21 protein-coding genes are annotated in these 24541 nt (G+C 72.6%); 8 read left to right on the top strand and 13 right to left on the bottom strand.

Going from position 1 to position 24541, the window contains the following annotated elements:
* Nucleotides 1–42: 42 nt before the first annotated feature.
* The 4 genes from ACH4UK_RS35450 (at nucleotide 43) to ACH4UK_RS35435 (ending at nucleotide 5513) form a co-directional block, all read left to right on the top strand.
* On the top strand, nucleotides 43–891 hold the full coding sequence (locus tag ACH4UK_RS35450; RefSeq protein WP_398363148.1) for an FAD binding domain-containing protein: 849 nt from the start codon (nucleotides 43–45) through the stop codon (nucleotides 889–891).
* Complete coding sequence (locus tag ACH4UK_RS35445) at nucleotides 888–3665, top strand: molybdopterin-dependent oxidoreductase (protein ID WP_398363146.1); 2778 nt, start codon at nucleotides 888–890, stop codon at nucleotides 3663–3665. The genes ACH4UK_RS35450 and ACH4UK_RS35445 overlap by 4 nt, the downstream gene beginning before the upstream one ends.
* Nucleotides 3666–3804: 139 nt before the next feature.
* Nucleotides 3805–4302 (top strand): molybdopterin-dependent oxidoreductase, encoded by a 498-nt coding sequence (locus tag ACH4UK_RS35440; protein ID WP_398363144.1) that lies wholly within the window; start codon nucleotides 3805–3807, stop codon nucleotides 4300–4302.
* Nucleotides 4303–4706: 404 nt separating this feature from the next.
* The gene (locus tag ACH4UK_RS35435; RefSeq protein ID WP_398363143.1) at nucleotides 4707–5513 is read left to right on the top strand and encodes an SGNH/GDSL hydrolase family protein; all 807 of its coding nucleotides are present in this window, start codon (nucleotides 4707–4709) and stop codon (nucleotides 5511–5513) included.
* A gap of 45 nt (nucleotides 5514–5558) precedes the next feature.
* Here the strand turns inward: ACH4UK_RS35435 and ACH4UK_RS35430 are convergent, their stop codons facing one another.
* Nucleotides 5559–5939, bottom strand: a complete 381-nt coding sequence (locus ACH4UK_RS35430; protein ID WP_398363265.1) for a nuclear transport factor 2 family protein — start codon at nucleotides 5937–5939, stop codon at nucleotides 5559–5561.
* A 189-nt stretch (nucleotides 5940–6128) separates the two neighbouring features.
* On the bottom strand, nucleotides 6129–6971 hold the full coding sequence (locus ACH4UK_RS35425) for a class I SAM-dependent methyltransferase (RefSeq protein ID WP_398363141.1): 843 nt from the start codon (nucleotides 6969–6971) through the stop codon (nucleotides 6129–6131).
* A 134-nt stretch (nucleotides 6972–7105) separates the two neighbouring features.
* Here ACH4UK_RS35425 and ACH4UK_RS35420 point away from each other — a divergent pair, with 134 nt between their 5' ends.
* Nucleotides 7106–8971 (top strand): prolyl oligopeptidase family serine peptidase, encoded by a 1866-nt coding sequence (locus tag ACH4UK_RS35420; RefSeq protein ID WP_398363139.1) that lies wholly within the window; start codon nucleotides 7106–7108, stop codon nucleotides 8969–8971.
* 51 nt (nucleotides 8972–9022) lie between these two features.
* Nucleotides 9023–9988, top strand: a complete 966-nt coding sequence (locus tag ACH4UK_RS35415; RefSeq protein WP_398363137.1) for an SURF1 family protein — start codon at nucleotides 9023–9025, stop codon at nucleotides 9986–9988.
* On the opposite strand, the gene ACH4UK_RS35410 is transcribed toward ACH4UK_RS35415, so the two are convergent.
* From ACH4UK_RS35410 to ACH4UK_RS35390, 5 genes are all read right to left on the bottom strand, one after another.
* Complete coding sequence (locus tag ACH4UK_RS35410; protein ID WP_398363135.1) at nucleotides 9958–11256, bottom strand: hypothetical protein; 1299 nt, start codon at nucleotides 11254–11256, stop codon at nucleotides 9958–9960. The genes ACH4UK_RS35415 and ACH4UK_RS35410 overlap by 31 nt on opposite strands.
* Nucleotides 11253–11915: a SigE family RNA polymerase sigma factor gene (locus ACH4UK_RS35405; protein ID WP_398363134.1), complete on the bottom strand. Its 663-nt coding sequence runs from the start codon at nucleotides 11913–11915 to the stop codon at nucleotides 11253–11255. Before ACH4UK_RS35405 ends, ACH4UK_RS35410 begins: the two co-directional genes overlap by 4 nt.
* A gap of 271 nt (nucleotides 11916–12186) precedes the next feature.
* Nucleotides 12187–13257, bottom strand: coding sequence for an aspartate-semialdehyde dehydrogenase (locus ACH4UK_RS35400; protein WP_398363132.1), 1071 nt, complete (start codon nucleotides 13255–13257; stop codon nucleotides 12187–12189).
* Nucleotides 13254–14525 (bottom strand): aspartate kinase, encoded by a 1272-nt coding sequence (locus tag ACH4UK_RS35395; RefSeq protein ID WP_398363130.1) that lies wholly within the window; start codon nucleotides 14523–14525, stop codon nucleotides 13254–13256. The genes ACH4UK_RS35400 and ACH4UK_RS35395 overlap by 4 nt, the downstream gene beginning before the upstream one ends.
* Before the next feature lie 222 nt (nucleotides 14526–14747).
* The gene (locus ACH4UK_RS35390; protein WP_398363128.1) at nucleotides 14748–16865 is read right to left on the bottom strand and encodes a LamG-like jellyroll fold domain-containing protein; all 2118 of its coding nucleotides are present in this window, start codon (nucleotides 16863–16865) and stop codon (nucleotides 14748–14750) included.
* Nucleotides 16866–17146: 281 nt separating this feature from the next.
* Between ACH4UK_RS35390 and ACH4UK_RS35385 the strand changes: the two genes are divergently transcribed.
* A complete protein-coding gene (locus ACH4UK_RS35385) occupies nucleotides 17147–17989 on the top strand; it encodes an NAD(P)H-binding protein (RefSeq protein WP_398363126.1) in 843 nt (280 codons plus the stop codon).
* Between the two features lie 19 nt (nucleotides 17990–18008).
* Here ACH4UK_RS35385 and ACH4UK_RS35380 read toward each other — a convergent pair whose 3' ends face one another.
* The 3 genes from ACH4UK_RS35380 to ACH4UK_RS35370 form a co-directional block, all read right to left on the bottom strand.
* A complete protein-coding gene (locus ACH4UK_RS35380; protein WP_398363124.1) occupies nucleotides 18009–18668 on the bottom strand; it encodes a DUF5063 domain-containing protein in 660 nt (219 codons plus the stop codon).
* A gap of 107 nt (nucleotides 18669–18775) precedes the next feature.
* Nucleotides 18776–19375 carry a recombination mediator RecR gene (gene recR / locus ACH4UK_RS35375; protein ID WP_398363122.1) on the bottom strand — a complete coding sequence of 200 codons (600 nt, stop codon included), beginning with the start codon at nucleotides 19373–19375 and terminating at the stop codon, nucleotides 18776–18778.
* A gap of 91 nt (nucleotides 19376–19466) precedes the next feature.
* Complete coding sequence (locus ACH4UK_RS35370; protein WP_383066120.1) at nucleotides 19467–19811, bottom strand: YbaB/EbfC family nucleoid-associated protein; 345 nt, start codon at nucleotides 19809–19811, stop codon at nucleotides 19467–19469.
* 367 nt (nucleotides 19812–20178) lie between these two features.
* Between ACH4UK_RS35370 and ACH4UK_RS35365 the strand changes: the two genes are divergently transcribed.
* Nucleotides 20179–21036, top strand: coding sequence for an SLATT domain-containing protein (locus ACH4UK_RS35365; protein WP_398363120.1), 858 nt, complete (start codon nucleotides 20179–20181; stop codon nucleotides 21034–21036).
* A gap of 385 nt (nucleotides 21037–21421) precedes the next feature.
* On the opposite strand, the gene ACH4UK_RS35360 is transcribed toward ACH4UK_RS35365, so the two are convergent.
* From ACH4UK_RS35360 to ACH4UK_RS35350, 3 genes are all read right to left on the bottom strand, one after another.
* Entirely contained in the window at nucleotides 21422–22072 is a 651-nt protein-coding gene (locus tag ACH4UK_RS35360; protein WP_398363118.1) for a hypothetical protein, read from the bottom strand.
* 60 nt (nucleotides 22073–22132) lie between these two features.
* On the bottom strand, nucleotides 22133–22870 hold the full coding sequence (locus tag ACH4UK_RS35355; RefSeq protein ID WP_398363116.1) for a GntR family transcriptional regulator: 738 nt from the start codon (nucleotides 22868–22870) through the stop codon (nucleotides 22133–22135).
* A 281-nt stretch (nucleotides 22871–23151) separates the two neighbouring features.
* Nucleotides 23152–24534 (bottom strand): aspartate aminotransferase family protein, encoded by a 1383-nt coding sequence (locus tag ACH4UK_RS35350; protein ID WP_398363114.1) that lies wholly within the window; start codon nucleotides 24532–24534, stop codon nucleotides 23152–23154.
* Between the last annotated feature and the right edge of the window lie 7 nt (nucleotides 24535–24541).

The following is a 24541-nucleotide window of genomic DNA, read 5'->3' as shown; positions in this document are numbered from 1 at the left end:
AACCAGTCGTGCGGGCCCCCGCAGCAGGGCTTCACTGGCGGCATGGACCTCAACACCGTGCTCGACGTACGGGACGCCCGCAGCCCTGCTCCCTGGCGGCCGGGCGATGCCTGGCTGGGCGGGGGCACTTATCTGTTCTCCGAGCCGCAGCCGCGGCTGCGCCGCCTGGTCGACCTGGGGCGGATGGGCTGGGAGCCGGTGCGGGAGCTGCCCGACGGCTCCCTGGAGATCGCGGCGACCTGCACGATCGCGCAGCTCTCGCGGTTCGGGAAGACCTGGAGTGCGCCGGCGGCTCCCCTCGTCGAGCAGTGCTGCCGTGCCTTCCTCGCCTCGTTCAAGATCTGGAACATGGCGACCGTCGGCGGCAACCTCTGCAACGCGCTGCCCGCCGGTCCGATGATCTCGCTGACCGCCGCGCTGGACGGGGAGTGCCTGCTGCGGGCCCAGGACGGTTCGCTGCGCCGGGTGAAGACCGCGGACTTCGTTCGCGGGGCGGGGCGCAAGGACCTGGCCGAGGGCGAACTGCTGCGCTCGGTCACCCTGCCCGCCCGCGCCCTGGCCTCCCGTACCGCCTTCCGCCAGGCGTCCCTGTACGGGCTCGGGCGCTCGGGGGCCCTCGTCGTCGGGGTCCTGGATCCGGTGGACGGTTCGCTCGCCGTGACGGTGAGCGCGGCGACGGTCCGGCCGTTCCGCTTCTGGTTCCCGCTGCCGCCGGACCGGGAGGGGCTGCTCGACGTGATCGACGCGGCGGTCGGGGCGGACGACTGGTTCGACGACATCCACGGACTGCCCGCGTGGCGGCGGCACATGGCCCTCCGCTTCGCCGAGGAGATCCGCCGCGAGCTGACGACCGTACGAGCATCGGATTCCGCCTCGGGAGGGGCCCTGTGAGTTACGCGATCCAGGTCAACGGGCAGCCCTTCGAGGACGAGCCCCGGGCCGGTCAGTGTCTGCGCACCTATCTGCGCGAGCGCAGCTGGTTCGGCGTCAAGAAGGGCTGCGATGCCGGGGACTGCGGCGCGTGCACCGTGCACGTCGACGGCGAGCCGGTGCACAGCTGCGTCTATCCCGCCGTGCGCGCCGACGGCCGGGCCGTCAACACCGTGGAGGGGCTCGCGGACCCGGACGGCGAACTCCATCCCGTACAGCGGAAGTTCCTCGACGCCCAGGGGTTCCAGTGCGGGTTCTGCACCGCCGGCTACCTGATGACGACGGCCGCCCTCGACGAGGAGCAGCTCGACGATCTGCCCCGGGCGTTCAAGGGGAACATCTGCCGCTGCACCGGCTATCGGGCCATCGAGGACGCGGTGCGCGGCGTACGGCACACCGAGGAGCCCGGGGCGGGACAGGCCGTCGGCCGGAATCCGGGGGCGCCCGCCGGGCCACTGGTGGTCACCGGCACCGCGCGCTACACCTTCGACGTCGACGTTCCCGGCCTGCTCCACATGAAACTCCTGCGCTCCCCGCACCCGCACGCCCGCATCGTCGCCCTCGACACCGCCGCCGCCCTGCGCGTCCCCGGCGTGCACCTGGTCCTCACCCATCACGACGCCCCCGAGCGCCTCTACTCCACCGCCCGGCACGAGCACCCCACCGAGGACCCGGACGACACCCGGCTGCTGGACGACACCGTCCGCTACGTCGGCCAGCGCGTCGCCGCCGTCGTGGCGGACAGCGAGGGCGCGGCCGAGGAGGGCTGCCGCCGCATCGAGGTGACGTACGAGCGCCTCCCCCATGTCACCGACCCGGAGGAGGCGATGGCGCCCGGCGCTCCGGTCGTCCACGACAAGGGCCCCGAGTCGCGCATCGCCCGCCCCGAGGACAACGTGGTCGGCGAGGTGCACGGGGAGATCGGCTCGGTCGAGGACGGCTTCGCCGAGGCGGACGTCGTGTACGAGGAGACCTTCCGCACCCAGCGCGTGCAGCACGCCAGCCTGGAGACGCACGGCGCGGTGGCCTGGTACGAGGAGGGCGAGGACGGGCAGGAGCGGCTGACCGTGCGCTCCAGCACCCAGACCCCCTTCCTCACCCGGCGGGCGCTGTGCGCGCTGTTCGACCTGGAGCTGAAGCAGGTACGGGTGTTGGCGGGCCGGGTCGGCGGCGGCTTCGGCGGCAAGCAGGAGATGATCGTCGAGGACATCGTGGCGCTCGCCGTGATGCGGCTGCGGCGGCCGGTGAAGCTGGAGTACACCCGCCCCGAGCAGTTCTACGGGGCGACCACCCGCCATCCGTTCATCGTCCGGGTACGGGCGGGGGCACGGGCGGACGGCACGCTGACCGCGCTGCAACTGCGCGTGGTCGCGAACACCGGGGCGTACGGCAATCACGGTCCGGCGGTGATGTTCCACAGCGTCGGCGAGTCGATGGCCGTCTACCGCGCCCCGCACAAGAAGGTCGACGCCTTCTCCGTGTACACCAACTCCGTTCCGGCGGGCGCCTTCCGGGGCTACGGGCTCGGGCAGGTCGTCTTCGCCGTCGAATCCGTAATGGACGAACTGGCCCGGCGCACCGGCGTCGACCCGCTGGTCTTCCGGGAGCGCAACATCATCGGGCCCGGCGAGCCCATGCTCAGCCCCGGTGGCGAGGAGGAGGACCTGGAGATCGCCAGCTACGGGCTCGACCAGTGCCTCCAGGTCGTCCGGGACGCGATCGGGAAGTACGGGGACGGGGGCGACGGCAAGGGCGGGGACGCCGGGGACGACGTGCCGGAGGGGTGGCTCGTCGGTCAGGGCACCGGGATGTCGATGATCGCCACCGGTCCGCCCGGCGGCCATTTCGCGGACGCCACCGTCAAGCTCCTCCAGGACGGTACGTACGACATCGCCGTCGGGACCGCCGAGTTCGGCAACGGCACCACGACCGTCCACCAGCAGATCACCGCCGGGGCGCTGTCCACCACGGTCGACCGGATCGTGATCCGGCAGTCGGACACCGATGTCGTCCGGCACGACACGGGCGCGTTCGGCTCGGCCGGGACGGTGGTGGCGGGCAAGGCCGTGATGAAGGCCGCCGACGCGCTGGCGGTCCAGCTGCTGGACTTCGCGGCGGACCACCTGGGGGCGGCTCCGGGCGACTGCCGGCTGACGGTGGACGCGGTGGAGTGCGCCGGGCACGCGATCAGCCTGAAGGAGCTGTTCCAGGCCGCCCGCGCGGCGGGCCGGGAGCTCTCGGCCGACGGGCACTGGGGCGGTTCGCCGCGCTCGGTGGCCTTCAACGCCCAGTGGTTCCGGCTCGCGGTGGACCCGGGCACCGGCGAGATCCGCATCCTGCGCAGCGTGCACGCCGCCGACGCGGGCAAGGTGATGAACCCGATGCAGTGCCGGGGACAGGTCGAGGGCGGGGTGGCGCAGGCGCTCGGCGCGACGCTCTTCGAGAACGTACGGCTGGACGAGCACGGCGCGGTCACCACGGCCGCGTTCCGCCGCTACCGGCTGCCGCAGTACGCCGATGTGCCGCGCACCGAGGTGCACTTCATGGAGACCTCGGACGCGATCGGGCCGCTGGGGGCGAAGTCGATGAGCGAGAGCCCCTTCAACCCGGTCGCCCCGGCCTTCGCCAACGCGCTGCGCGACGCGACGGGCATCCGGTTCACGGAGTTGCCGGTCACCCGCGACCGGGTGTGGCTGGCACTTGACGAGGCCTCACGGAAGTCACAGTTGCGATGAGATGGCCTGCCTCTTGTTGTTGTTTGCCATGGATATAGTGATTTTCCCTGGCTTTTGAGGTGCCCGGAGATTTCCGGCCACCGTCCGCGGGCATCACGTAGGGCGTGGATCGCTCGCCGAGACAGCCAGGGGGAAGCCCATGCCGGTGGACCGGCTCGGAACACGGGACGCGGCGGTACGGGCGTTCGCCCTGGTCGGCGAGTTGCACCGGCCCGTGACGCTCACGGTCAGCGATCTGCGCGGGGGCTGGGAGCAGCACCGCGCCGAGGTGACCTTCGACTGCGCGACGGAGGGCCCGCAACACCACACGTTCGAGGGGCCCTTGCTGCGGGAGGTCGTCTCGGACGCGGGCCCCGCCTTCGACGCCCGCCGGCGCAAGGACCGTTCGCGTTTCCTGCTGGCCGTCACCGGCGGGGACGGGCACCACGCGGTGCTGTCCTGGGCGGAGATCGACGCGGACTTCGGCGACGCACCCGTCCTGCTCGCCACCCGGATGGACGACCGGCCGCTGGAGCCGGACGGCAGCCAGTTGGTGGTGCCGCGGGACCGCTGCGGAGCCCGCTACGTCAGCGCCATCACGCGCGTGTGGGTCGGAGCCGCCCACCTCCCGGCGCACGCCGGGGGCCGGCCGGGGTGACCACCCCTTCCCCGCGCGCCGGGAGTTGGGCCGTCCGGATGAACTCACCGGACCGCCCGGATGCCGAACGCAGCAGCCGAATGCCGAGCGACCAGGCCGCCGGAGGCTGAACAAGGCCCTCGGGCGTCGTGCGTCACCGGTCGGCGAGGCCCGCCACCGGGCATCGCCGACCGCGGCAAGACGCCCGGTGGCACCTCGAACTTGCCTTTACCTACACGCAGTTGAGGGTTTATCTACGCGCGGAGCATCGCCCCCCGAACGATCATTCGGGCATATCAGACGACTTCTTGCGCGGGCATTACCGGCGGGTACCACGAGCTGCTAGAAACTGCATCGCTACCCCAATCCCCCACTGCCCCACAGCTCGTCCCCCCATCCCCCCACGCTTCGAAGGGCTGGCAGCCATGTCAGTACGTAGGATTTGGGCATCCCTCTCCACTCTCGCGATCGCCGCCGTGGCCGCTCTCGGCGTCGCCGGGCCGGCTTCCGCGGCCGACTCCGCCGCCGCGGGAGGCTATGCCGCGCTCGGCGATTCCTACTCCTCGGGCGTCGGTGCCGGAAGCTACATCTCCGACAGCGGCGACTGCCGCCGCAGCACCAACGCCTACCCGTACCTGTGGCAGGCCGCGAACTCCCCCGCCTCGTTCGACTTCGTCGCCTGCTCGGGAGCGACCACCTCGTCCGTGGTGAGCAGTCAGCTCGGTGTGCTCAACGCGTCCACCTCGCTGGTCAGCGTCACCGCCGGAGGCAATGACGTCGGGTTCGCCGACGTCATGCAGGACTGCGTGCTGTCGAGCGAGGCCACCTGCATCAACAGCGTGAACGCCGCCATCGCGCAGGTGAACAGCACCCTGCCCGGAAGCCTCGACTCGCTCTACGACAACATCCGGGCCCGCGCCCCGCAGGCCCAGGTCGTGGTCCTCGGATATCCCCGCTTCTACCAGCTGTCCGGCAGCTGCATCGCCGGGCTCACCGAGGCCGAACGGGCCGCGATCAACAACGCGTCGGACGTGCTGAACGACGTCATCGCCAAGCGGGCCGCGGACGCCGGGTTCACCTTCTCCAGCGTGGTGGACGAGTTCACCGGACACGAGCTGTGCTCCGGCGACGCCTGGCTCCACAGCGTCTCGATCCCGATCTACAACTCGTACCACCCCAAGGCCGCGGGGCAGTCGGGCGGCTACCTGCCCGCCTTCCGCTCGGCGGTGTAGGCGGCGCGAACGGCGGTTCACCGGGCGACCGGTGGGCCGCCGTTCTCAGTAGCGCTCGACCAGGTGCTCACGGCCGGCCGGAGGCTCGTACGACTCGGGCCAGAAGTCCGTCACCCCGGTGATCAGCCCCTGCTCGTCGAACGTGAAGAAGTGGATGGCGTCCATCTCCTGCGGCTGCTCCCCCGGCCGCTCCCCCGCCACGGTGAACCCGGTCCGGGCGGCGGCCTGCCGGCCCTCCGCGTCGGCGACGATCCGCTCGACCCGGACGTGCCAGTCGCCCGGGTACTCCTGGTTGAACCGGAGATACCGCTCCTTGCCGCGGATCCGCTCGCGCGTCTGCGGCAGGTCGTACACCACGGCTTCGGCGAGGGTCGCCCCGAACGCGCTCCAGTCGCGCGCCTCGGCCGCCGTCCAATACGCCTCCACCGCCCCGCGCAGCGCGGCCGTCGTCGCCCCGGGCGTGGTGCCGGAAGCCGTCCCTGGCGTGGTGCCGGGAGCCGTCCCGGGCGTGGCTCCGCCCGCCGTTCCGTCTGTCGTCTCGGTCATGGAATCGAGTGTGGCCCCCATCACTGACAATCGGCCGGAGAAGCCCCGCGGGGCGGCGGCGACCTGCGGTTATCCCTGATGCTCCACGGGGCGCGACGCCTTGATCGAGTACATCAGCGGGATCCGCGGCCGGTCCGCCGGGAAGCGGTAGTGACCGTCCGCGTGACGCTCCAGCGCGCCGAACCGCTGGAAGAGCGAGGAATCGTGCTCGTGGAGGAACTCGATCCGCAGTCCGGCCGCGGCGAGCGCCGTGACCACCCGGCCCAGCGGGTGCTGCCACTCGACGCTGCGGTTGTGCACCGTCGGCGCGTCGAAGTCGGCGTACGTGCCCGGCGTCTCGTCCACCCAGGCCTCACGGCTGAAGTAGTCGTCGGTGATCACCGAACCGGTCCCGGCGTCCATCGAGTCGGTCAGCGGATGGAACTCCGCGAGATAGAGGAACCCGCCGGGGGCGACCAGCGAGGCGGCGGTCTCGGCCCAGCGGTCGATGTCGGGGAGCCAGTTCAGCGCGCCGACGCCCGTGTAGACGATGTCGTACGCGGAGTCGGGGACGGCGGCCGGTGCGTCGTACACGTCGGCCGCGACGAACGCCGCCCGGTCCGGGCCCAGGCCCAGCGACCCGGCCAGGCCCCGGGCGGTCTCGACGGCGGGCTCGGAGAAGTCGAGGCCCACGACCTGCGCCGCGCCGTGCCGCGCCCAGGACAGGGTGTCCAGGCCGATGTGGCACTGGAGGTGCAGCAGGGTCTTCCCGGTGACGTCGCCGACCTCCGCCAGCTCGAAGGCGCGCAGCGCGTCCTTGCCCGCCCGGAACGCTTCCAGTTCGTAGAACTCGCTCGCCACGTGGATCGGCACGCGCTCGTCCCAGCGCGCGCGGTTGGCGTCGTGCCAGTCGTCCGGAACCGGGGAGTACATGACCGGCAAGCTACCCACAGGCCGGGACGGGCGCGAGTGGTTATCCACAGATCCGGGAGGGTCGGCGGGGTTGTCGGCGGGGTCGGTGGACCGGTTGTCCACAGGTTCCCCGGCGAAGCGGCCGATCGGGTTGGATGGAGGGCATGAGCGAATCACAGAACGCCTCGACCACGCCGGAGTGGGAGCAGCGGTTCCGCGCGCCCCGGGTGTCCCTGCCCGACTGGGCCGAGGACGCGCCTGACCGCTCTCTGTTCGTCTCCAACGCCACCGGGACCTTCGAGCTGTACGCCTGGGACCGGGCGAGCGGCAAGCAGCGCCAGGTCACCGACCGGCCGAACGGGACGACGGACGGCGTGCTGACGCCGGACGGCGAAGCCATCTGGTGGTTCAGCGACACCGACGGCGACGAGTTCGGGGTGTGGATGCGCCAGCCGTTCGGCGGTGGGGAGGACGAGCCGGCCGCCCCGGGCCTCGCGCCCTCCTACCCGGCGGGCCTGGCCATCGGACGCGACGGTTCGGCGGTCGTCGGCCGCTCGACCGACGAGGACGGCACGACGGTCCACCTGGTGCGCAAGCCGGGCGGCGAGCCCGTGGAGATCTACCGGCACCGGGAGTCCGCGGAGGTCGGGGACCTCTCCGACGACGGGACCCTGATCGCGCTGGAGCACACGGAGCACGGCGACGCGATGCACTCCGCGCTGCGGGTGGTGCGCCCGGACGGCTCCACGGTGGCCGAGCTGGACGACACCGAGGGCGGCACGAAGGAGCTGGGGCTCACCGTGCTGGGCTTCGCCCCGTCGGCCGGTGACAGCCGGCTGCTCGTCGGGCATCAGCGCCGGGGCCGCTGGGAGCCGATGATCTGGGACCCGGTCGCGGGCACCGAGACCGCGCTCCCGGTCGACCTGCCGGGCGACGTCGGGGCCGAGTGGTATCCGGACGGCTCCGCGCTGCTCATCCAGCACAGCTTCGAGGCCCGCAGCGAGCTGTGGCGGTACGAGCCGGGGGCGGCGGAGCCCGTGCGCGTGGAGACCCCCGCCGGCACGGTGTCGAGAGCCACCGCCCGCCCGGACGGCACGGTGGAGTATCTGTGGTCCTCGGCCGCGCACCCGCTCGTGGTGCGGTCGACGAGCGGGGCGGTGGTGCTGGACCCGCCGGGAGCGAAGGCCCCGCCGTCGGTGCCCGTCGAGGACGCGTGGGTGGAGGGGCCGGGCGGCCGGATCCACGCCCTCGTGCAGCGGCCCTCCACCGGTGAGGGCCCCTTCCCCACGATCTTCGAGATCCACGGCGGGCCCACCTGGCACGACAGCGACGCCTTCGCCTCCGGGCCCGCCGCCTGGGTCGACCACGGCTTCGCGGTCATCCGGGTCAACTACCGGGGCTCCACCGGGTACGGCCGCGCCTGGACGGACGCACTGAAGCACCGGGTCGGCCTGATCGAGCTGGAGGACATCGCGGCCGTGCGGGACTGGTCGGTCGAGTCCGGGCTCGCGGACCCGGAGCGCCTGATCCTGGCCGGCGGGTCGTGGGGCGGCTATCTGACCCTGCTCGGGCTCGGCACCCAGCCCGACTCCTGGGCGCTGGGCCTGGCCGCGGTGCCGGTCGCGGACTACGTCACGGCGTACCACGACGAGATGGAGGCCCTGAAGTCGATGGACCGCACGCTGCTGGGCGGCACGCCGGAGGAGGTCCCCGAGCGCTTCGAGGCCTCGTCCCCGCTGACGTACGTCGACGCGGTGCGCGCCCCCCTCTACATCTCGGCGGGCGTCAACGATCCACGCTGCCCCATCCGTCAGGTGGAGAACTACGTGGACCGCCTGGCGGCCCGCGGCGCGGTCCACGAGGTGTATCGGTACGACGCCGGGCACGGCTCGCTCGTGGTGGAGGAGCGGATCAAGCAGGTGCGGCTGGAGCTGGAGTTCGCCCTGAAGCACCTGGGAGGCGGCGGCGCACCCGGCCCGGAGGGTGAACGCGGGCCGGACACGGGCGTAAAGGCCGGATAAATGGCGGACCCCGCTCCGGGCGGCCGGAGCGGGGAACCGTACCTTTGAGGGGTGTACCGGTTCCTGCTGACCCCGCGATGGTGGGGGATCAACCTCTTCGTCGTGCTGGCCATTCCGTTCTGCGTGTTCATGGGCACCTGGCAGCTCGGCCGCTTCGAGGACCGTGTGCAGTCGCACGAGCAGGCGGAGAAGCAGCCCGATCCCGGCACCCGGGCCGCGAAGCCGCTGGCCGAGCTGCTGCCCGTCGACAAGGTGACGTCCGGTCGCCCGGCCGTCGCCACCGGGACGTACGCCGACCAGTTCCTGGTGCCCGGCCGTGAGCTGGACGACCGACAGGGCTTCTACGTCCTGAACATGCTGCGCACGGACGGCGGCAAGGCCCTGCCGGTGGTGCGGGGCTGGCTGCCCGGTTCCCCCGGCGACGCCCGAGTGCCCGCCGCGCCCCGGGGCGCGGTCTCGGTGACCGGCGACCTCCAGGCCTCCGAGAACACCAACAGCGACGGCGTCGACGTCCGGGGCGGGCTGCCCGAGGGCCAGGTCGGCATGATCAGCGCCGCGACCCTGGTGAACCTCGTCCCGTACGACGTGTACGACGCCTGGGTGACGCTTCCCGAGGTCGAGGCGGGCGGTACGGGCGGTGCGATGAAGCCCGTGCCCGCGGCGGCCCCGCAGGGCAGCGGCCTCGATCTGAAGGCGTTCCAGAACCTGGGGTACACCGGCGAGTGGTTCGTCTTCGCCGGCTTCGTGCTCTTCATGTGGTTCCGGCTGGTGCGCCGCGAGGCCGAGGCCGTGCGCGACATAGCGCTCGGCCTCGTGCCCGAGGGGCCTGAGGGAGCTGGCGGGCCCGAGGGACCTGACGGGCCTGAGGGACCTGACGGGCCTGAGGGACCTGGCGGTCCTGAAGGCTCCGACGGGCCTGAGGGTCCGGAGCGGGCTGACGGGCCCGGGGGCCCTGCCGCGGTCCCGGAGGACCCGTCCTCGCCGGACTACGACGTGGCCAGCACGCCCGTGCGGTAGATCGTGCCCGAGCAGGCGTTGGGGATCTTCGTCTCCGCGGTGGGCGCTCCCGTCTCCGGGGTGTGCGTCACGGTGACGCTGCCCTCCACGGTGCCCCCGCCGTCCTCGCGCAGCGACTGCGCGGCGACGCCGGAATCGCCGGTGCCCTCGCCGACCGATCCTCCCGCGGCCTCCGCCGACGGGGTCGGCGTCGGTGAGGGGCCCACGGTCGGGCAGGTGTCGGTGGGCACCCAGGCGAACCGCACCTCGTACGCCATGGACGGCTTCAACAGCACCGTGCCCGGCTCCTGCGAGGGGTCGGGCAGACCGGGGGCCGCGTCGCCCGCGGCGTGCTGGACGACGCCGATCCGGAGCGGGTCGGCCGCGCCGAGGGCGGTGAAGCCCACCGTGCCGTTGCTGCTGACCGTGCAGTCCGTGCCGGACACGTTGGCGATCTTGAAGCTGCCGTAGACCGTGCCGTCGGCCCCCGGTGCTCCGGCGCCCTCGGACGCCACACCGAGCTGGCTCGGGTCGCAGACCGGCAGGGCCGCGAGATCCACGCTCGGGGAGTCGGGCTTCGCGCCCGGCACCGCCCCGTCGGGGTCGCTGCCCGAGCCTTCGGAGGGGCTGGGATCCGGGTCGGCCTCGCCGGCGCCGCCCTCGCTCTCGCGCTCGGTGGGCTCCACGGTCCGGCGGCCGGGCTCCTGGGGGCCCGTCTCGTCCCCGTTGCCGCCGTGGGCCTGCTCGCCGTGTCCGGCGATGGCGGGGCGGGCGGTGGACGAGCCGTCCGAGGTCGCGACGTGGACGAAGGCGGGGACGGCCGTACCGATCAGCAGGGCCGCGGCGGCCGCCCCGACGACGGCTTGCCGCCGCTTGGCCCGGCGGGCGGGGACGGCACGGTGGAGATGGTCCAGGGTCGCCTCGGAGGGGGCGAGATCCCGCACCGCGCCGTGCAGCATGCGGCGCAGGGCCACCTCGTCCAGCTCGTCGGAGGCGGGTGCGGCGCGGCCACCGGCGAAGAGGTCGGTCAGCGTGCCGGCGATGTCGTCGTCGGACGCTCCGGGAGCCGCGCCCGCAGGCGTGCTCACCCCGGCGTCCGCGTCGGCCCCGTCGTCCAGCCGCGCGGTCGGCGCGGGTTCCGGGTTGTCGCCCGGTTCGGGCTCCGCGCTCGCGTCGTGCGGGCGGTCCCGATCGGTGTGCGGAGTCTTCTCCGGCCCGTGGCTCACAATTCCGTTTCCCGTCGGGTCATTCTCGTGCCTGCGCTCGTCGTGCTGTCCGGGCCCGCTCATGCCTGGGCCTCCATCACGACGCGCAGCGCCGCGATACCCCGGGAACCGTACGCCTTGACCGACCCCAGCGAGACGCCCAGCGTCTCGGCGACCTGGGCCTCCGTCATGTCCGCGAAGTACCGCAGGACCAGCACCTCGCGCTGGCGTCGCTGCAGCCCCTTCATCGCCTTGATCAGCGCGTCCCGCTCCAGCTGGTCGTAGGCGCCCTCCTCCGCGCTCGCCATGTCCGGCATCGGCTTGGAGAGCAGCTTCAGCCCGAGGATGCGGCGGCGCAGTGCGGAGCGCGAGAGGTTGACCACGGTCTGGCGGAGATACGCCAGGGTCTTCTCCGGTTCGCGGACCCGGCTGCGCGCGGAGTGCACGCGGATGAACGCCTCCTGCACCACGTCCTCGCAGGACGCCGTGTCGTCCAGCAGCAGGGCCGCGAGGCCGAGCAGGGAGCGGTAGTGGGCGCGATAGGTCTCGGTGAGATGGTCGACCGTGGTTCCAGCTGCCACCGTCTCGTCAGCACCCCCGCGCTGCGAGGGCAGCTGGGCCGGGCGCGCAGCGGGCATGGGCGCGATCACCGGCATACCGCCGGGCGCGCGGGGCCGCCGGAGCGGACGCACTGACGCGCCTCGCAACGGGCCCACCACTGTGATGTCGAGAACCTCTGCCACGCCTGTTGGACACGCTGCCCCCCGTCAGGGTTGTACGCGTACGGCGCCACGTTCGGCACTGTGCGACATGCCCTCATACGTACCTGCTCTTCCCCAAATGCCCCGTAATCGCGTCTGGCCACACAGAAGTGACCGCATAGACGCAGCCCGGCCGACGTGCGGTTGCAGAAGGCCGGGAGATCATCGTCGGATACGACAACGCCCCAGCTCAAGAGGTTCAGACCAGCAAATTACTCATAGCGCGTTCACAGATCCTACAAAACAGGTTCGATCAGCCCCGGGGAAATTCGGCAGCGACCGATTCGGCGATCTGCGCCACGTTCAAAGCCGCACCTTTTCGGAGATTATCGCCGCAAAGAAACATTTCCAGGGCATGCGGATCGTCCATCGACCGCCGGACGCGGCCCACCCAGGTGGGATCGGTGCCCACCACATCGGACGGCGTGGGGAAGTCCCCGGACGCCGGGCTGTCGAAGAGCACCACGCCGGGAGCGGTCGCCAGGATCTCGTGCGCCTTGTCGACGGCGACCTCGTTCTCGAAGCGCGCGTGGACGGACATCGAGTGCGTGGCGATGACGGGAACGTACACACAGGTCGCGGTGGTCTTCAGACCCGGCAGGCCCAGCACCTTGCGGCATTCCTCGCGGAGGGCGATCTCCTCGGACGACCAGCCGTCCCCGGCGTCCGTACCGGCCCACGGCACGACGTTCAGGGCGACGGGTGCGGCGAACGGGCTCCCCGCCGCCGCGCTGTCCCCCAGGGCCCGGCGCACATCCCCGGGCTGGGTGCCCAGCTCCGTGCCGGCCACCAGCGACAGCTGCTCGCGCAGGGCGGCGACGCCGTCCCGGCCCGCGCCGCTGACCGCCTGGTAGGAGGAGACGATGAGCTCGCGCAGCCCGAACTCGGCGTGCAGCGCGCCGACCGCGACGATCAGCGACAGCGTGGTGCAGTTCGGGGACGCGATGATGCCGCGCGGCCGGAGGCGCACGGCATGGGGGTTGATCTCCGGGACGACCAGCGGCACGTCGTCGTCGAGCCGGAAGGCCGCCGAGTCGTCGATGACGACGACGCCCTTGGACGCGGCGATCGGGGCCCAGCGGGCGGACACCTCGTCCGGCACCAGGAAGAGGGCCACGTCGATGCCGTCGAACACGTCCTCGGAGAGCGCGAGGACCTCGCTCTCCTCACCGCGCACGACCAGCTTGCGGCCGGCCGAGCGCGGTGAGGCGACGAGTCTGACCTCGCCCCAGACGTCCGCGTGCTGCGAGAGGATCCGGAGCATGACACCGCCGATCGCCCCGGTCGCACCGACGACCGCGAGCGAAGGGCGGTGTTCGGTCATCGGCCGGTGCCTCCGTAGACGACGGCCTCGTCGGAGTCGCTGTCGAGACCGAAGGCCGTGTGCACGGCGCGCACGGCCTCGATGACGTCGTCGGCACGGGTGACCACCGAGATCCGGATCTCGGATGTCGAGATCAGTTCGATGTTCACACCCGCGTCGGACAGCGCCTCGAAGAATCCGGCCGTGACGCCCGGGTTCGTCTTCATGCCGGCGCCGACCAGGGAGATCTTCGCGATCTGGTCGTCGTAGCGGAGCGAGTCGAAGCCGATCGTCCCCTTGGCCCGCTCCAGGGCGTCGATGGCCTTGCGGCCCTCGGCCTTGGGCAGGGTGAAGGAGATGTCCGTCAGGCCGGTCGACGCGGCGGAGACGTTCTGCACCACCATGTCGATGTTGACCTCGGCGTTGGCGATGGCGCGGAAGATCGCGGCCGCCTCGCCCGGCTTGTCCGGGACGCCGACGACGGTGACCTTGGCCTCCGAGACGTCATGGGCGACTCCGGAGATGATCGCGTGCTCCACCTGCTGGTCCCCTTGCGGCTCGTTGCTGACCCAGGTGCCGCGCAGTCCGGAGAAGGACGAGCGGACGTGGATCGGGATGTTGTATCGGCGTGCGTACTCCACGCAGCGGTGCAGCAGCACCTTGGAGCCGGATGCGGCCAGCTCCAGCATGTCCTCGAAGGAGATCCAGTCGATCTTCTTCGCCTTCTTCACGACCCGGGGGTCCGCGGTGAAGACGCCGTCGACGTCGGTGTAGATCTCACAGACCTCGGCGTTCAGCGCGGCGGCCAGCGCGACGGCGGTCGTGTCCGACCCGCCGCGGCCGAGGGTCGTGATGTTCTTGCCCTCCTGGCTCACGCCCTGGAACCCGGCGACGATGGCGATGTTGCCCTCGTCGATCGAGGTCCGGATGCGGCCCGGTGTGACGTCGATGATGCGCGCTTTGTTGTGGACCGAGTCGGTGATGACACCGGCCTGGCTGCCCGTGAACGACTGGGCCTCGTGGCCCAGGTTCTTGATCGCCATCGCCAGCAGGGCCATGGAGATCCGCTCACCGGCGGTCAGCAGCATGTCGAACTCACGGCCGGCAGGGATCGGTGAAACCTGCTCGGCAAGGTCTATCAACTCGTCCGTCGTGTCGCCCATCGCGGACACCACGACAACCACCTGGTTGCCGTTCCTCTTGGCGTCGACGACTCGCTTGGCGACCCGCTTGATGCCCTCGGCATCGGCTACGGAGGAGCCTCCGTACTTCTGCACGACAAGGCCCACGTGCGCTCCTCGCTCAGTCATTACTGCGGTCGGCTCAGTTTAACGAGCAGTCCGGAATCGACCCGTCCATACCAGATGATGAGATGTCCCGCTCATCACCCGGAACGGCGTGTCGCCCCGAACTGCTCGTACCGGGCTGTTGCCCACCCAGCCCGGGAGCACTCCCGTTTGTGTCCCAGCCCACACCGTCCGTAAGGAAAGCGCGAGCCGGGACACGTCCCGCTACGGCAGCTGCCTGATCTCCGTCTCCGACAGCACGCCCTCGTAGGCGTACACGCTGTCCACCACGCCGTTCAGCCGCTCGCCCCAGCCGTCGGCGGTGCGGCCCCGGCCGAGCTGGAGCCCGCCGGTGCTCTTCCAGGCCGCGTCGAAGCCGGCCGTGCCGCCCTCCGCGTACTTCACCCCGTCGAGGTAGAAGGACACCTGGTTCGCCGAGGCGTCGTGGACGACGGTGACCCGGTGGCCCGCCCCGAGGTCGCCGTCGGGCGACTCGATCCGGCTGAGCACCGTCTCCGGCGCGCCCGGCTCGTCGGCGTGCGCCAGCACCAGGTCCCAGCTGGAGTTCTCCGGGTCGAAGCGCACCTTGAAGGCGTCGCCGTGCTCACCGCCCTGGGAGATCGCCGTCATCGGCGTCGCCGGGGCGTCGTCGGTGAGCCGGACGCGGGCGCTGACCGTGTAGCTCCCGGCGGTGTCCACGACGGGCGCGTCCGTGGCCGCGTGGCCCGAGACACCGTCCAGGCGCAGATGCCCGTCGCCCTCCAGCGGCCAGTCCTGGACGCAGTCCGGGTCGAAGATGTCGCAGGGGTCGTCGAGGCGGAAGACCGACGCGCCGGCGCCCAGCTTCAGAGGTGCGCCCCCGCCCGTCTCCGGGGCGAGACCGTCCGGGGCAGTGTCGAGCGCCCAGTGGCCGACCCGTCGCGCGGCACGGGTGGCGAGGGCCGTCAGCTCCTCCGGCACCACGATCCGGTCGTACGCCCGTGCGTCACCGATCTCGCCCTGCCAGCGGTCCCGGTAGCCCTGCGCCCCGCGCGCCCGGCCGATCTGGAAGTCGCCCTCGCCCGCCACGGGGACGGCGGCCGTCTCCTCGCCGACCGCGCGGCCGTTCACGTACAGCCGGGCCGTGCCGGTCTCCGCGTCGTACTGGCCGAGCACGTACGCCCAGCCGCCGGTCTCGGGGAGCCCGCCCGTGACCCGCGCTCCGCCGACGGAGAACGACCAGGCGGGGCCCGACCCGGCGGGGGCCAGGCCCAGGGTGAAGGCGCGTGCCGTGCCCGCGTCCTGCGAGAGGACCGTACGGGTGCCGTCCACGCGCTCCGGACGCACCCAGCCGCCGACGGCGAAGGTCTTCGCGGTGTCGCCGACGACCGGGGCGCCCGGGGTCAGGAAGCCGTGTCCCGATCCGTCGAGCGAGGCGGTGGAGGTGAGGGGGGTGCCGGACGGCGCGGGCGCGCCGAACGTGACCCCCGCACCGGCCCGAGCGGCGACGCCGGTCTCGGCGGCGGCCGACCGGGAGCCCGCCGCGTCGGCGAGCTTCCACTGCGCCACCGGCGCGGGGCCCTCCCCGATCCGGAAGGTGTAGTCGGTGCGCGGGCCGCGGTTGCCCGCGCGGTCCTGCGCCTGCACCGAGAGGACCTGCACGCCGGACTTCTCCGGAAGGAAACGGATCTCGGCCGACCCGTCGGGCCCGGCCTCGACCGTCTTCGGCGGTCCGCCGATGAAGGAGTAGACGTAGGCGACGACGTCCTCGGCCCGCGCCGCGAAGCGGAAGGTCCCCCTGACCCCGGCGCCCGGCGTCCAGGTGTCGTCGTCCGGATAGTCGGAGGAGGTGACGACCGGGGCGTCGGGCAGGGTGCGGTCGTGGACGAACTCGCAGGGCGCGCCCGGCCCTTCGCTGCTCCAGGCCGACGCCCCGTCGTCGTTGACGGCGCGCACCCGCCAGGACACGACGGTCCCGTCCGGAACGGTGCTCGGCAGCTGCCAGCCGAACGGGGCGGTGTCGGCCATCGTGGCGCTGGTCATGGTCACGCGCTCCTCGGCGCCGCCCTCGCCCTGCCACCACGCCTCGAACTCGCCCCGGACCCGGTTCGCTTCACCCGGCTGCCCGCCGTCGGGTCCGTACAGCCGCGCCGTCACCTGCGGAACGGACCCCACGTACGGCCGCCCCTCACCGGTGACGCACGACGCGCCCCCCGTCGTCAGATCGGCGGTCTGCGGCTGCTTCGGCGGGCCCCCGCCGGCCGCCGCCAACACGGTGCCCGGCGTCGCCAGCACCGTCCCCGCGGCGATCACCGCCGCTACCGCCGCCCGTCTCGCTCGTCCATGTCCCGTACGTTCCCGCATGCGCGTACCCCTCCCCGGTTCGGCCCTCGAAGATCGGAGATCAAGGGCTGGGGGAGATTAACAACCGGGTGGGACAACCGCCCCGGAATATCGGCGGTGTTCGGGCGGACGGGCCGCTCGGCCCGGCGCCCGGTCGGCGGCGGGAGCGGCCGCGACCCTCCCAACCGGCTTGATCTCAAGGCCGGTTGAGGTTCTAGCGTTCCCGTATCGAACAGACTGTGACCGGGCAGTGCGACCGGGCAGCGCGACGGGCAGCGTGACGGACAGAGGAGCGCTCAGCGATGATTTTGGTGACCGGTGCGACCGGGAACATCGGCAGGGAGCTGCTGCGGCAGCTGGACGCGGACGGCCTCGGGGCCGACGTCCGGGCGCTTACCCGCGACGCGGTGCGCGCCGGGGCCGTGGTGCCCGACGGGTTCGAGGTGGCGGAGGGCGATCTGGGACGCGCCGGGTCGCTGAAGTCCGCTCTGGGCGGGGTGCGTTCGATGTTCCTGGTCTCGGGGGTCGGCGACGACGCCGGAGTTCTGGACGCCGCCCGGGACGCGGGGGTGGAGCACGTGGTGCTGGTCTCCTCCATCACCGTCGTGACCCATCCGCACCTCGGCCCGGCGCGGGCGAATCTCGCCGTCGAGCGCCGGTTGCGGGAGAGCGGGATGGCGTGGACCGTCCTGCGGCCGACGCAGTTCGCCTCCAACACCCTCTGGTGGGCCGCGTCCGTGCGCGAGGAGTCCGTGGTGCGGGTGCCGTACGCGGACGTCGGGCTGCCGGCCGTCCACCCCTCCGACATCGCCTCGGTGGCCCGCGCGGCGCTGACCGGGCCGGGGCACCGGGGGCTGACCCACCCGCTCACCGGGCCGGAGCGGATCACTCCGCGGCAGCAGGCGGGTGAGCTGGGGCGGGTGCTGGGCCGGGAGGTGGCCTGCGTCGGGATCGCGCGGGAGGAGGCGTACGGGCCGATGGCCGCGATGATGGGGGCCGAGGTCGCGGACAGCGTCCTCGACCTGATGGGCGGCGACGTCAACGACGCACTGCTGCACGTGCACGACACCGTGGCCAAGCTCACCGGTTCACCGGCCCGTCCCTACCGCCGCTGGGCCGAGGAGAACGCCGACGCGTTCCGGTGAGACCGGGCAGGGGTCCCGGCTACTTCACCGGGCGCAGGCCCAGCGGCGCGGCGATCTCCTCCAGCATCACGCGGCCCGCCTCCTCGGCGAGGTCGTCCTCGCCCGGGTCCTGGTCGGTGTCCAGGCCGTCCAGCTCCTCCAGGGGCTGGCCGAGGCGGATGTGGGCGACCAGGGACTGCAGGGCGCGGAGGGTGGCGGAGGCGGTGGAGCCCCAGTTGGAGAAGTACGAGAACTGCCACCACCAGAGCGCCTCGGCGGTGCGCTCGGCGTCGTAGTGCGCGAGGCCGTGGCCGAGGTCGGTGACCAGGTCGGCCAGGTCGTCGGAGATGCGGTGCGGGACCGGGGCCTTGCGGGGCTCGTACGGATCGAAGACCTCGGAGTAGACGTCGATCGGCTCCAGGAGCGCGGCGAACCGCTCGCGCAGGCCGTCCGCGTCCGGCTCCGCGCCGAGGTCCGGCTCGTAGCGCTCGTCGGGCAGGACGTCCTCGTACGCACCGAGGCGGCCGCCCGCGAGCAGGAGCTGCGAGACCTGGAGGAGCAGGACCGGAACGGCCTCTTCCGGCTCGTCGACCTTGGACACCTCGGTGACCGCGACGATGAACGTCTTGATCTGGTCCGCGATCTGGACGGCGAAGTCGCCCGGGTCCTGCGTGACGGTATTCAGCGTGGCGTCAGACATCGAGGGGACCTCCCGTGGGCACGGTCACAGACGGTGAAGCGGACGACGAAGCGGACGGTGAAGCGGAGGACGGTACGCGAAGGGGGCCGGGGGGTACGGCGGTGGCGTCAGACATCCAGCAGCCGCCTCCCCTCGAAGGCGCGTCCCAGGGTGACCTCGTCGGCGTACTCCAGGTCGCCGCCGACCGGCAGACCGCTGGCCAGCCGGGTCACCCGGAGGCCCATCGGCTTGACCATCCGCGCCAGGTACGTCGCGGTGGCCTCGCCCTCCAGATTGGGGTCGGTCGCAAGGATCAGCTCCGTGATGGAGCCGTCCGCGAGCCGCGCCAGCAGCTCGCGGATGCGCAGGTCGTCCGGGCCGACGCCCTCGATGGGGCTGATCGCCCCGCCGAGAACGTGGTAGCGGCCCCGGAACTCGCGCGTCCGCTCGATCGCCACGACGTCCTTGGGCTCCTCGACCACGCAGATGACGCTCCGGTCGCGGCGCGCGTCCCGGCAGATCCCGCACTGCTCCTGCTGCGCGACATTGCCGCACACGGCGCAGAACCGGACCTTGTCCTTGACCTCCAGGAGCGCGTGGGCGAGCCGGCGGACGTCCGTGGGCTCGGCCTGCAGGATGTGGAAGGCGATCCGCTGCGCGCTCTTGGGACCGACGCCGGGCAGCCTGCCCAGTTCGTCGATGAGGTCCTGAACAACGCCTTCGTACAACGGAACGCCTTTCCTTGCTTCCTGCTCCGTACCGTAGTGGGTACGGGTCGGTACCAGTAGGCCCCGTGGGCCTGCCTGTGGGACGGTCAGGTCAGAACGGCAGGCCGGGGATGCCGCCCCCGCCGCCCAGCCCCTGAGCCAGCGGGCCGAGCTTCTCCTGCTGGAGCGTCTGCGCGTTCTCGTTGGCCGCCTGGACGGCCGCGACGACGAGGTCGGCGAGCGTCTCGGTGTCCTCCGGGTCCACCGCCTTCGGGTCGATCACCAGGGCACGGAGCTCGCCGGAACCGGTCACGGTGGCCTTCACGAGACCGCCACCCGCCTGTCCCTCGACCTCGGTCCTGGCCAGTTCCTCCTGGGCCGCCGCGAGATCCTGCTGCATCTTCTGGGCCTGCTGGAGCAACTGCTGCATATTGGGCTGGCCACCACCGGGAATCACGGTCACTCCAGGCATTTCGACGACAAATGTTTCGGTAAGCCGAGCCTACGTGCTCCCCGGTCACCGCGCTCCACCCACCGGGGACCAACTCTTTCGAGTGAGATCTCGGAACCGGCGTGAGTGCTCCTATACCTGACCAGCGGCCCTGCGCAGGCGGGAATCCCGCGATTTCGACCCCACGGCCCACCATTCGGCGGTAGGAAGGGCATGCACATCGGCACACGAGCGTGCATGTGCGGTGACGCAGAGTTACCCCGCGGGGATCGTCGGTCGTGCGGACCGCCCCGCCCCCTCCGGGCCGGTCGGGTCCGGTTCCGGGAGGCCCTACGCGTCCGTCCCGTCCGTCAGAGTGCAGAGGAGTGCCCCGGTGAGTCAGCCGGAGATGCAGCCCGAGGGGCCGCCCCGCAAGGAGTCCGACGCGGGATCCGGTGAGAACGGAGCTGAGCATTCCGCCTCCGGCCCCGCAGCCGGGCCAGGAGGCCGGGCCGGGGGCCGTGCCGGAGGGCGGGCCGGGGGCCGTGCCGGAGGGCGGGCCGGGGGGCGCGATCTGACCGGGCGCCCGTTCCCCCTCGGCGACTGGGGCGAGCCGGCCGAGCGGCTCGACGAGCTCTACCGCTGGGTCGAGACCGGCGCCCTGGAAACCGCCGACTGGTATCTGAACGACCGGATCTGGAAGCGGCGGGCCGCCAGAGCCCTGCGGATGGGCACCGCCGCCGGGGTGGTCGCCGGGGCCGCCCTGCCGCTGCTCGACCTGACGGGCGCGCTGAGCGGCTCGGCGGGGTGGGGGTATCTGTCGCTGCTGCTGGGGGCCGCCTGCATGGCCTGCGACCGCTACTTCGGCCTCACCTCCGGCTGGATAAGGAACCTCGCCACGGCCCAGGCCGTGCAGCGGCGGCTCCAGGTGCTCCAGTTCGACTGGGCCTCGGAGTGCGTACGGGAGATGCTCGGGCCGACCGAGGGCACGGCCAGCGAGGCGGCCGAGCGATGTCTGGGGGTGCTGCGGAGGTTCTCCGAGGACGTCACCGACTTGGTGCGGTCGGAGACCGCGGACTGGATGGTGGAGTTCCGGGCGGGGCCCGCGCCGATGGGCATGCAGGCCCTGGCGGCGGGGGGCGCCGGGGGGCGTGGCGAGTCGGGGGCGGTGCCGGGGCGGTTCTCGATGCCGTCGGTGGCGGCCCGGCCGAACATGCCGCGGCAGCGGCCGCCGGAGTCGCCGCCTCGGTGAGGGGCCGCCTGGGCGGCGGGGTGCGGGTGCGGGTGGAGGGGGCCGGGGGGGTACGGGGGTACGGGGTGACGCTTTGGGGGGGGGGGGGCCCCCCCCCCCCCCCCCCCCCCCCCCCCCCCCCGGGCGGGGGGGGGGGGGGGGCGCCCCCCCCCCCCCCCCGGGGGGGGGCCCCCCCGGGGGGGCGGTGCGGGCGTGGGGGGGGGGGGGGGGGGGGGGGGGGGGGGGGGGGGGGGGGGGGGGGGGGGGGGGGGGGGGGGGGGGGGGGGGGGGGGGGGGGCGGGGGCGCCCGCCCCGACGCTTTCGGGGGCGCTGCCCCCGGACCCCCGGTCCTCAATCGCCGGACGGGCTGAGAGGTGGGCCCGGTCCGCGCGGGTGGGGGTTCTGGTCAGCTGAAGATGATCATTGAGCCCTGGGCCAGGCTGCGGGTCGCCGCCGCGTGGAGGCCGAGCCAGACGTGGCGTTCCCGGGCGAACGGGCTGTCGTCGTAGGGGATCGGGCTCGCCGGCTCCTCCAGGGTGGTGGGGCCGGAGGGGGGTTGCGGGGCGGCCGGCGGGTTGGCCGGGTCGATGCCCAGGGACGGGGCGACGAACTCCAGCTCCCGCAGCAGCCCGTGCGAGGAGCCCAGCGGGCCGCCGCCCGCCAGGAGCGCGTCGTCGGAGAGCGGGGCCGGGAAGTCCACCGGGACGTACGCCCCGGCGTGGTCGTAGTGCCAGACCAGGTGCGACTGCTGCGCGCCCTGCTCGAACATCTCCAGGAGCTGCTCGTAGTCGCCGTCGAGACCGGCGACGGGGGTGACGGCCAGGCCGCTCAGCTGGAGCAGGTAGGCGCGGCGCAGGAAGTGCAGGGCGTCGTAGTCGAAACCGGCCACGGGGGCGACGTCCCCGGTGAGGCCCGGCATGTACGCGTAGACGGGGACGGGCGGCAGCCCGGCGTCGTTCAGCGCCTTGTCGTAGACGGCGATCTCTTCGGCGAACGGATTGTCGGCGCTGTGGCACAGCACATCGACGAGGGGGACCAGCCACAGGTCACAGGCCACGAAGTCTCGCTTTCAGACGGGTTCGGGCGATCGTCGGGACAGCGTAATGCGGGGCGAACCTCACGCACAGTGCCCCGGTGGCTCCGGTGGCTCCGGGGACTCCGCCGACCCCGGGACGTCCCCCGCGGTCTCCCGCGCCTCCAGCCGGTCCGCCCAGGCGAGCCCGTGCGCGTAATAGGAGTCCATGGCGGCCTCGACCTGCGGGAGGTCGCCGCAGGCGATGGCCTCGACCAGTTCCTCGTGGCCGAACCACAGCACGTTCTCGTCCATGCCGTCGCGGCGCAGCCGGTGCACGGCGAACACCCAGGCCTGGACGCGGAGTCTGGTGAGAAAGTGGGCGAGGTAGGGGTTGACGACGAACTGCCCCAGCTCCCGCCAGAACCGCAGGTCGTACCCGATCAGTACGTCGAGGTCGCCGCCCTTCGCCGCGCGGACCACCTCCGCGGCCCGTCGGCGGATCGAGGCGAGCCCCTCGGGCCGGACGGCGACCCGCTCGGCGGGGTTGCGGAAGAGGCCCTCGACGACGAGGGCGCGGGCCCCGATCATCGCGCGGTAGTCGCCGACGGTGAACTCGCGTACCTGGAAGCCGCGGTGCTGGTCGGAGGCGAGCAGCCCCTGTGCGGAGAGGTCGAAGAGCGCCTCGCGGACAGGCGTCGCGGAGACCCCGTACTGTTCGGCGATCTGCTTGACGGTGAACTCCCGGCCCGGCGGAAGACGCCCTGCGAGCACCTCGTCACGCAGCGCGTCGGCGATCTGCTGGCGCAGGGTGTTGCGCGTCACGCCTCCGCTCGAACGCATGCCGGCCCCTCCCGTTCGCCCCCGTTCACCGGCCGCTTCCGGCGGAGGTCACTCCTGGCTCGGGTCACTTTAGGCCAGGGCCGCCGCCGTGCCCGATTCCGGGCACGGCGGGGAGGCTCACGGGGTCGTTCACGCAAGGAAGCGGCGCATCCGGTTACCCGGGGTACGTGCGGGGCGCGGCGACACGCGCCCCGCACCGGGTACGGAGCGCGGCATCACGCACCTCGCGCCGCGCACCGGGAGTGGCGTCACGCGCCCCGCGCCGCGCACAGCGAGCGGCGTTACGCGCCCTGCACCGTGTAGGAGTCGGCGACAGAGAGCGCGACGTCCAGGGCCGCGAGCCCTTCCTTGGCCTCGGCCTCGGAGACGTTGCAGGCGGGGACGGCGTGGGTCCGGTTCATGTTGATGAACGGCCACAGCCCCTGCTTCTTCGCCGCCGCGCCGAACGCCGCCATCGGGGCGTTGGCCTCGCCCGAGGCGTTGTACGGGACGAGCGGCTCGCGGGTCTCCCGGTCGCGGACCAGCTCCAGCGCCCAGAACGCCCCGAGGCCGCGGACCTCGCCGACCGAGGGGTGGCGTTCGGCGAGTTCGCGCAGGCCGGGGCCGAGGACGGTCTCGCCGATGCGGGCCGCGTGCTCGACGACCTTCTCGTCCTCCATCACGCCGATGGTGGCGACCGCCGCGGCACAGGCCAGCGGGTGCCCGGAGTAGGTGAGGCCGCCGGGGTAGGGGCGGGTCTCGAAGGTGGCGGCGATCTCGGCGCTGATGGCGACGCCGCCGAGCGGTACGTAACCGGAGTTGACGCCCTTGGCGAAGGTCAGCAGGTCCGGCACGACGTCGAAGTGGTCGGCGGCGAACCAGGCGCCGGTGCGGCCGAACCCGGCCATCACCTCGTCGAGCACGAACACGATCCCGTACCGGTCGCAGATCTCGCGGACACCGGCGAGATAGCCCGGCGGCGGCGTCATGATGCCGGCCGTGCCCGGAATCGTCTCCAGGATGATCGCCGCGATGGTGGACGGGCCCTCGAAGGCGAGCGTGTCCTCCAGGTGCTGGAGCGCGCGGGCACACTCCTCGGCCTCGGTCGCCGCGTGGAACGGGGACCGGTAGAGGAACGGGGCCCAGAAGCGGACGACGCCCGCCGAGCCGTTGTCGGAGGGCCAGCGGCGCGGGTCCCCGGTGAGGTTGATCGCGGTGGAGGTGCCGCCGTGGTACGAGCGGTAGGCGGAGAGCACCTTCGGACGCCCGGTGTGCAGCCGGGCCATGCGGATGGCGTTCTCGACGGCCTCGGCCCCGCCGTTGGTGAAGAAGATCTTGTCCAGGTCGCCCGGGGCGCGCTCGGCGATGAGGCGTGCGGCCTCGGAGCGCGCCTCGACGGCGAACGCGGGCGCGAAGGTGACGAGTTTGCCCGCCTGCTCCTGGATCGCGGCGATCACGGTGGGGTGCTGGTAGCCGATGTTGGTGTAGACGAGCCCGCTGGTGAAGTCCAGGTAGCGGTTGCCGTCGTAGTCCCAGAAGTAGGACCCCTCGGCGCCGGCGACGGCGAGCGGGTCGATGAGGCCCTGGGCGGACCAGGAGTGGAACACGTGCGCGCGGTCCGCGGCCTTCACGGCCGCACCGGCCGCGGGGTCGGCGTACGGGGCATGAGGGGCATGAGGGGTCATGCGGCGA

The organism is Streptomyces sp. NPDC020884 (assembly GCF_044333935.1).
Classification (GTDB): Bacteria; Actinomycetota; Actinomycetes; order Streptomycetales; family Streptomycetaceae; genus Streptomyces.
The sequence above is the reverse complement of the archived record's forward strand: the minus strand, read 5'-3'. Positions and strand labels throughout refer to the sequence as shown.

Excerpts from the sequence above, each read along its gene's own strand:
- ACH4UK_RS35450 (WP_398363148.1), top strand. The coding sequence starts at position 43 with ATGGACCTCAACACCGTGCTCGACGTACGGGACGCCCGCAGCCCTGCT.
- ACH4UK_RS35440 (WP_398363144.1), top strand. The coding sequence starts at position 3,805 with ATGCCGGTGGACCGGCTCGGAACACGGGACGCGGCGGTACGGGCGTTC.
- ACH4UK_RS35435 (WP_398363143.1), top strand. The coding sequence starts at position 4,707 with ATGTCAGTACGTAGGATTTGGGCATCCCTCTCCACTCTCGCGATCGCC.
- ACH4UK_RS35425 (WP_398363141.1), bottom strand. The coding sequence starts at position 6,971 with ATGTACTCCCCGGTTCCGGACGACTGGCACGACGCCAACCGCGCGCGC.
- ACH4UK_RS35420 (WP_398363139.1), top strand. The coding sequence starts at position 7,106 with ATGGAGGGCATGAGCGAATCACAGAACGCCTCGACCACGCCGGAGTGG.
- ACH4UK_RS35410 (WP_398363135.1), bottom strand. The coding sequence starts at position 11,256 with ATGAGCGGGCCCGGACAGCACGACGAGCGCAGGCACGAGAATGACCCG.
- ACH4UK_RS35400 (WP_398363132.1), bottom strand. The coding sequence starts at position 13,257 with ATGACCGAACACCGCCCTTCGCTCGCGGTCGTCGGTGCGACCGGGGCG.
- ACH4UK_RS35390 (WP_398363128.1), bottom strand. The coding sequence starts at position 16,865 with ATGCGGGAACGTACGGGACATGGACGAGCGAGACGGGCGGCGGTAGCG.
- ACH4UK_RS35385 (WP_398363126.1), top strand. The coding sequence starts at position 17,147 with ATGATTTTGGTGACCGGTGCGACCGGGAACATCGGCAGGGAGCTGCTG.
- ACH4UK_RS35380 (WP_398363124.1), bottom strand. The coding sequence starts at position 18,668 with ATGTCTGACGCCACGCTGAATACCGTCACGCAGGACCCGGGCGACTTC.
- ACH4UK_RS35355 (WP_398363116.1), bottom strand. The coding sequence starts at position 22,870 with ATGCGTTCGAGCGGAGGCGTGACGCGCAACACCCTGCGCCAGCAGATC.
- ACH4UK_RS35350 (WP_398363114.1), bottom strand. The coding sequence starts at position 24,534 with ATGACCCCTCATGCCCCTCATGCCCCGTACGCCGACCCCGCGGCCGGT.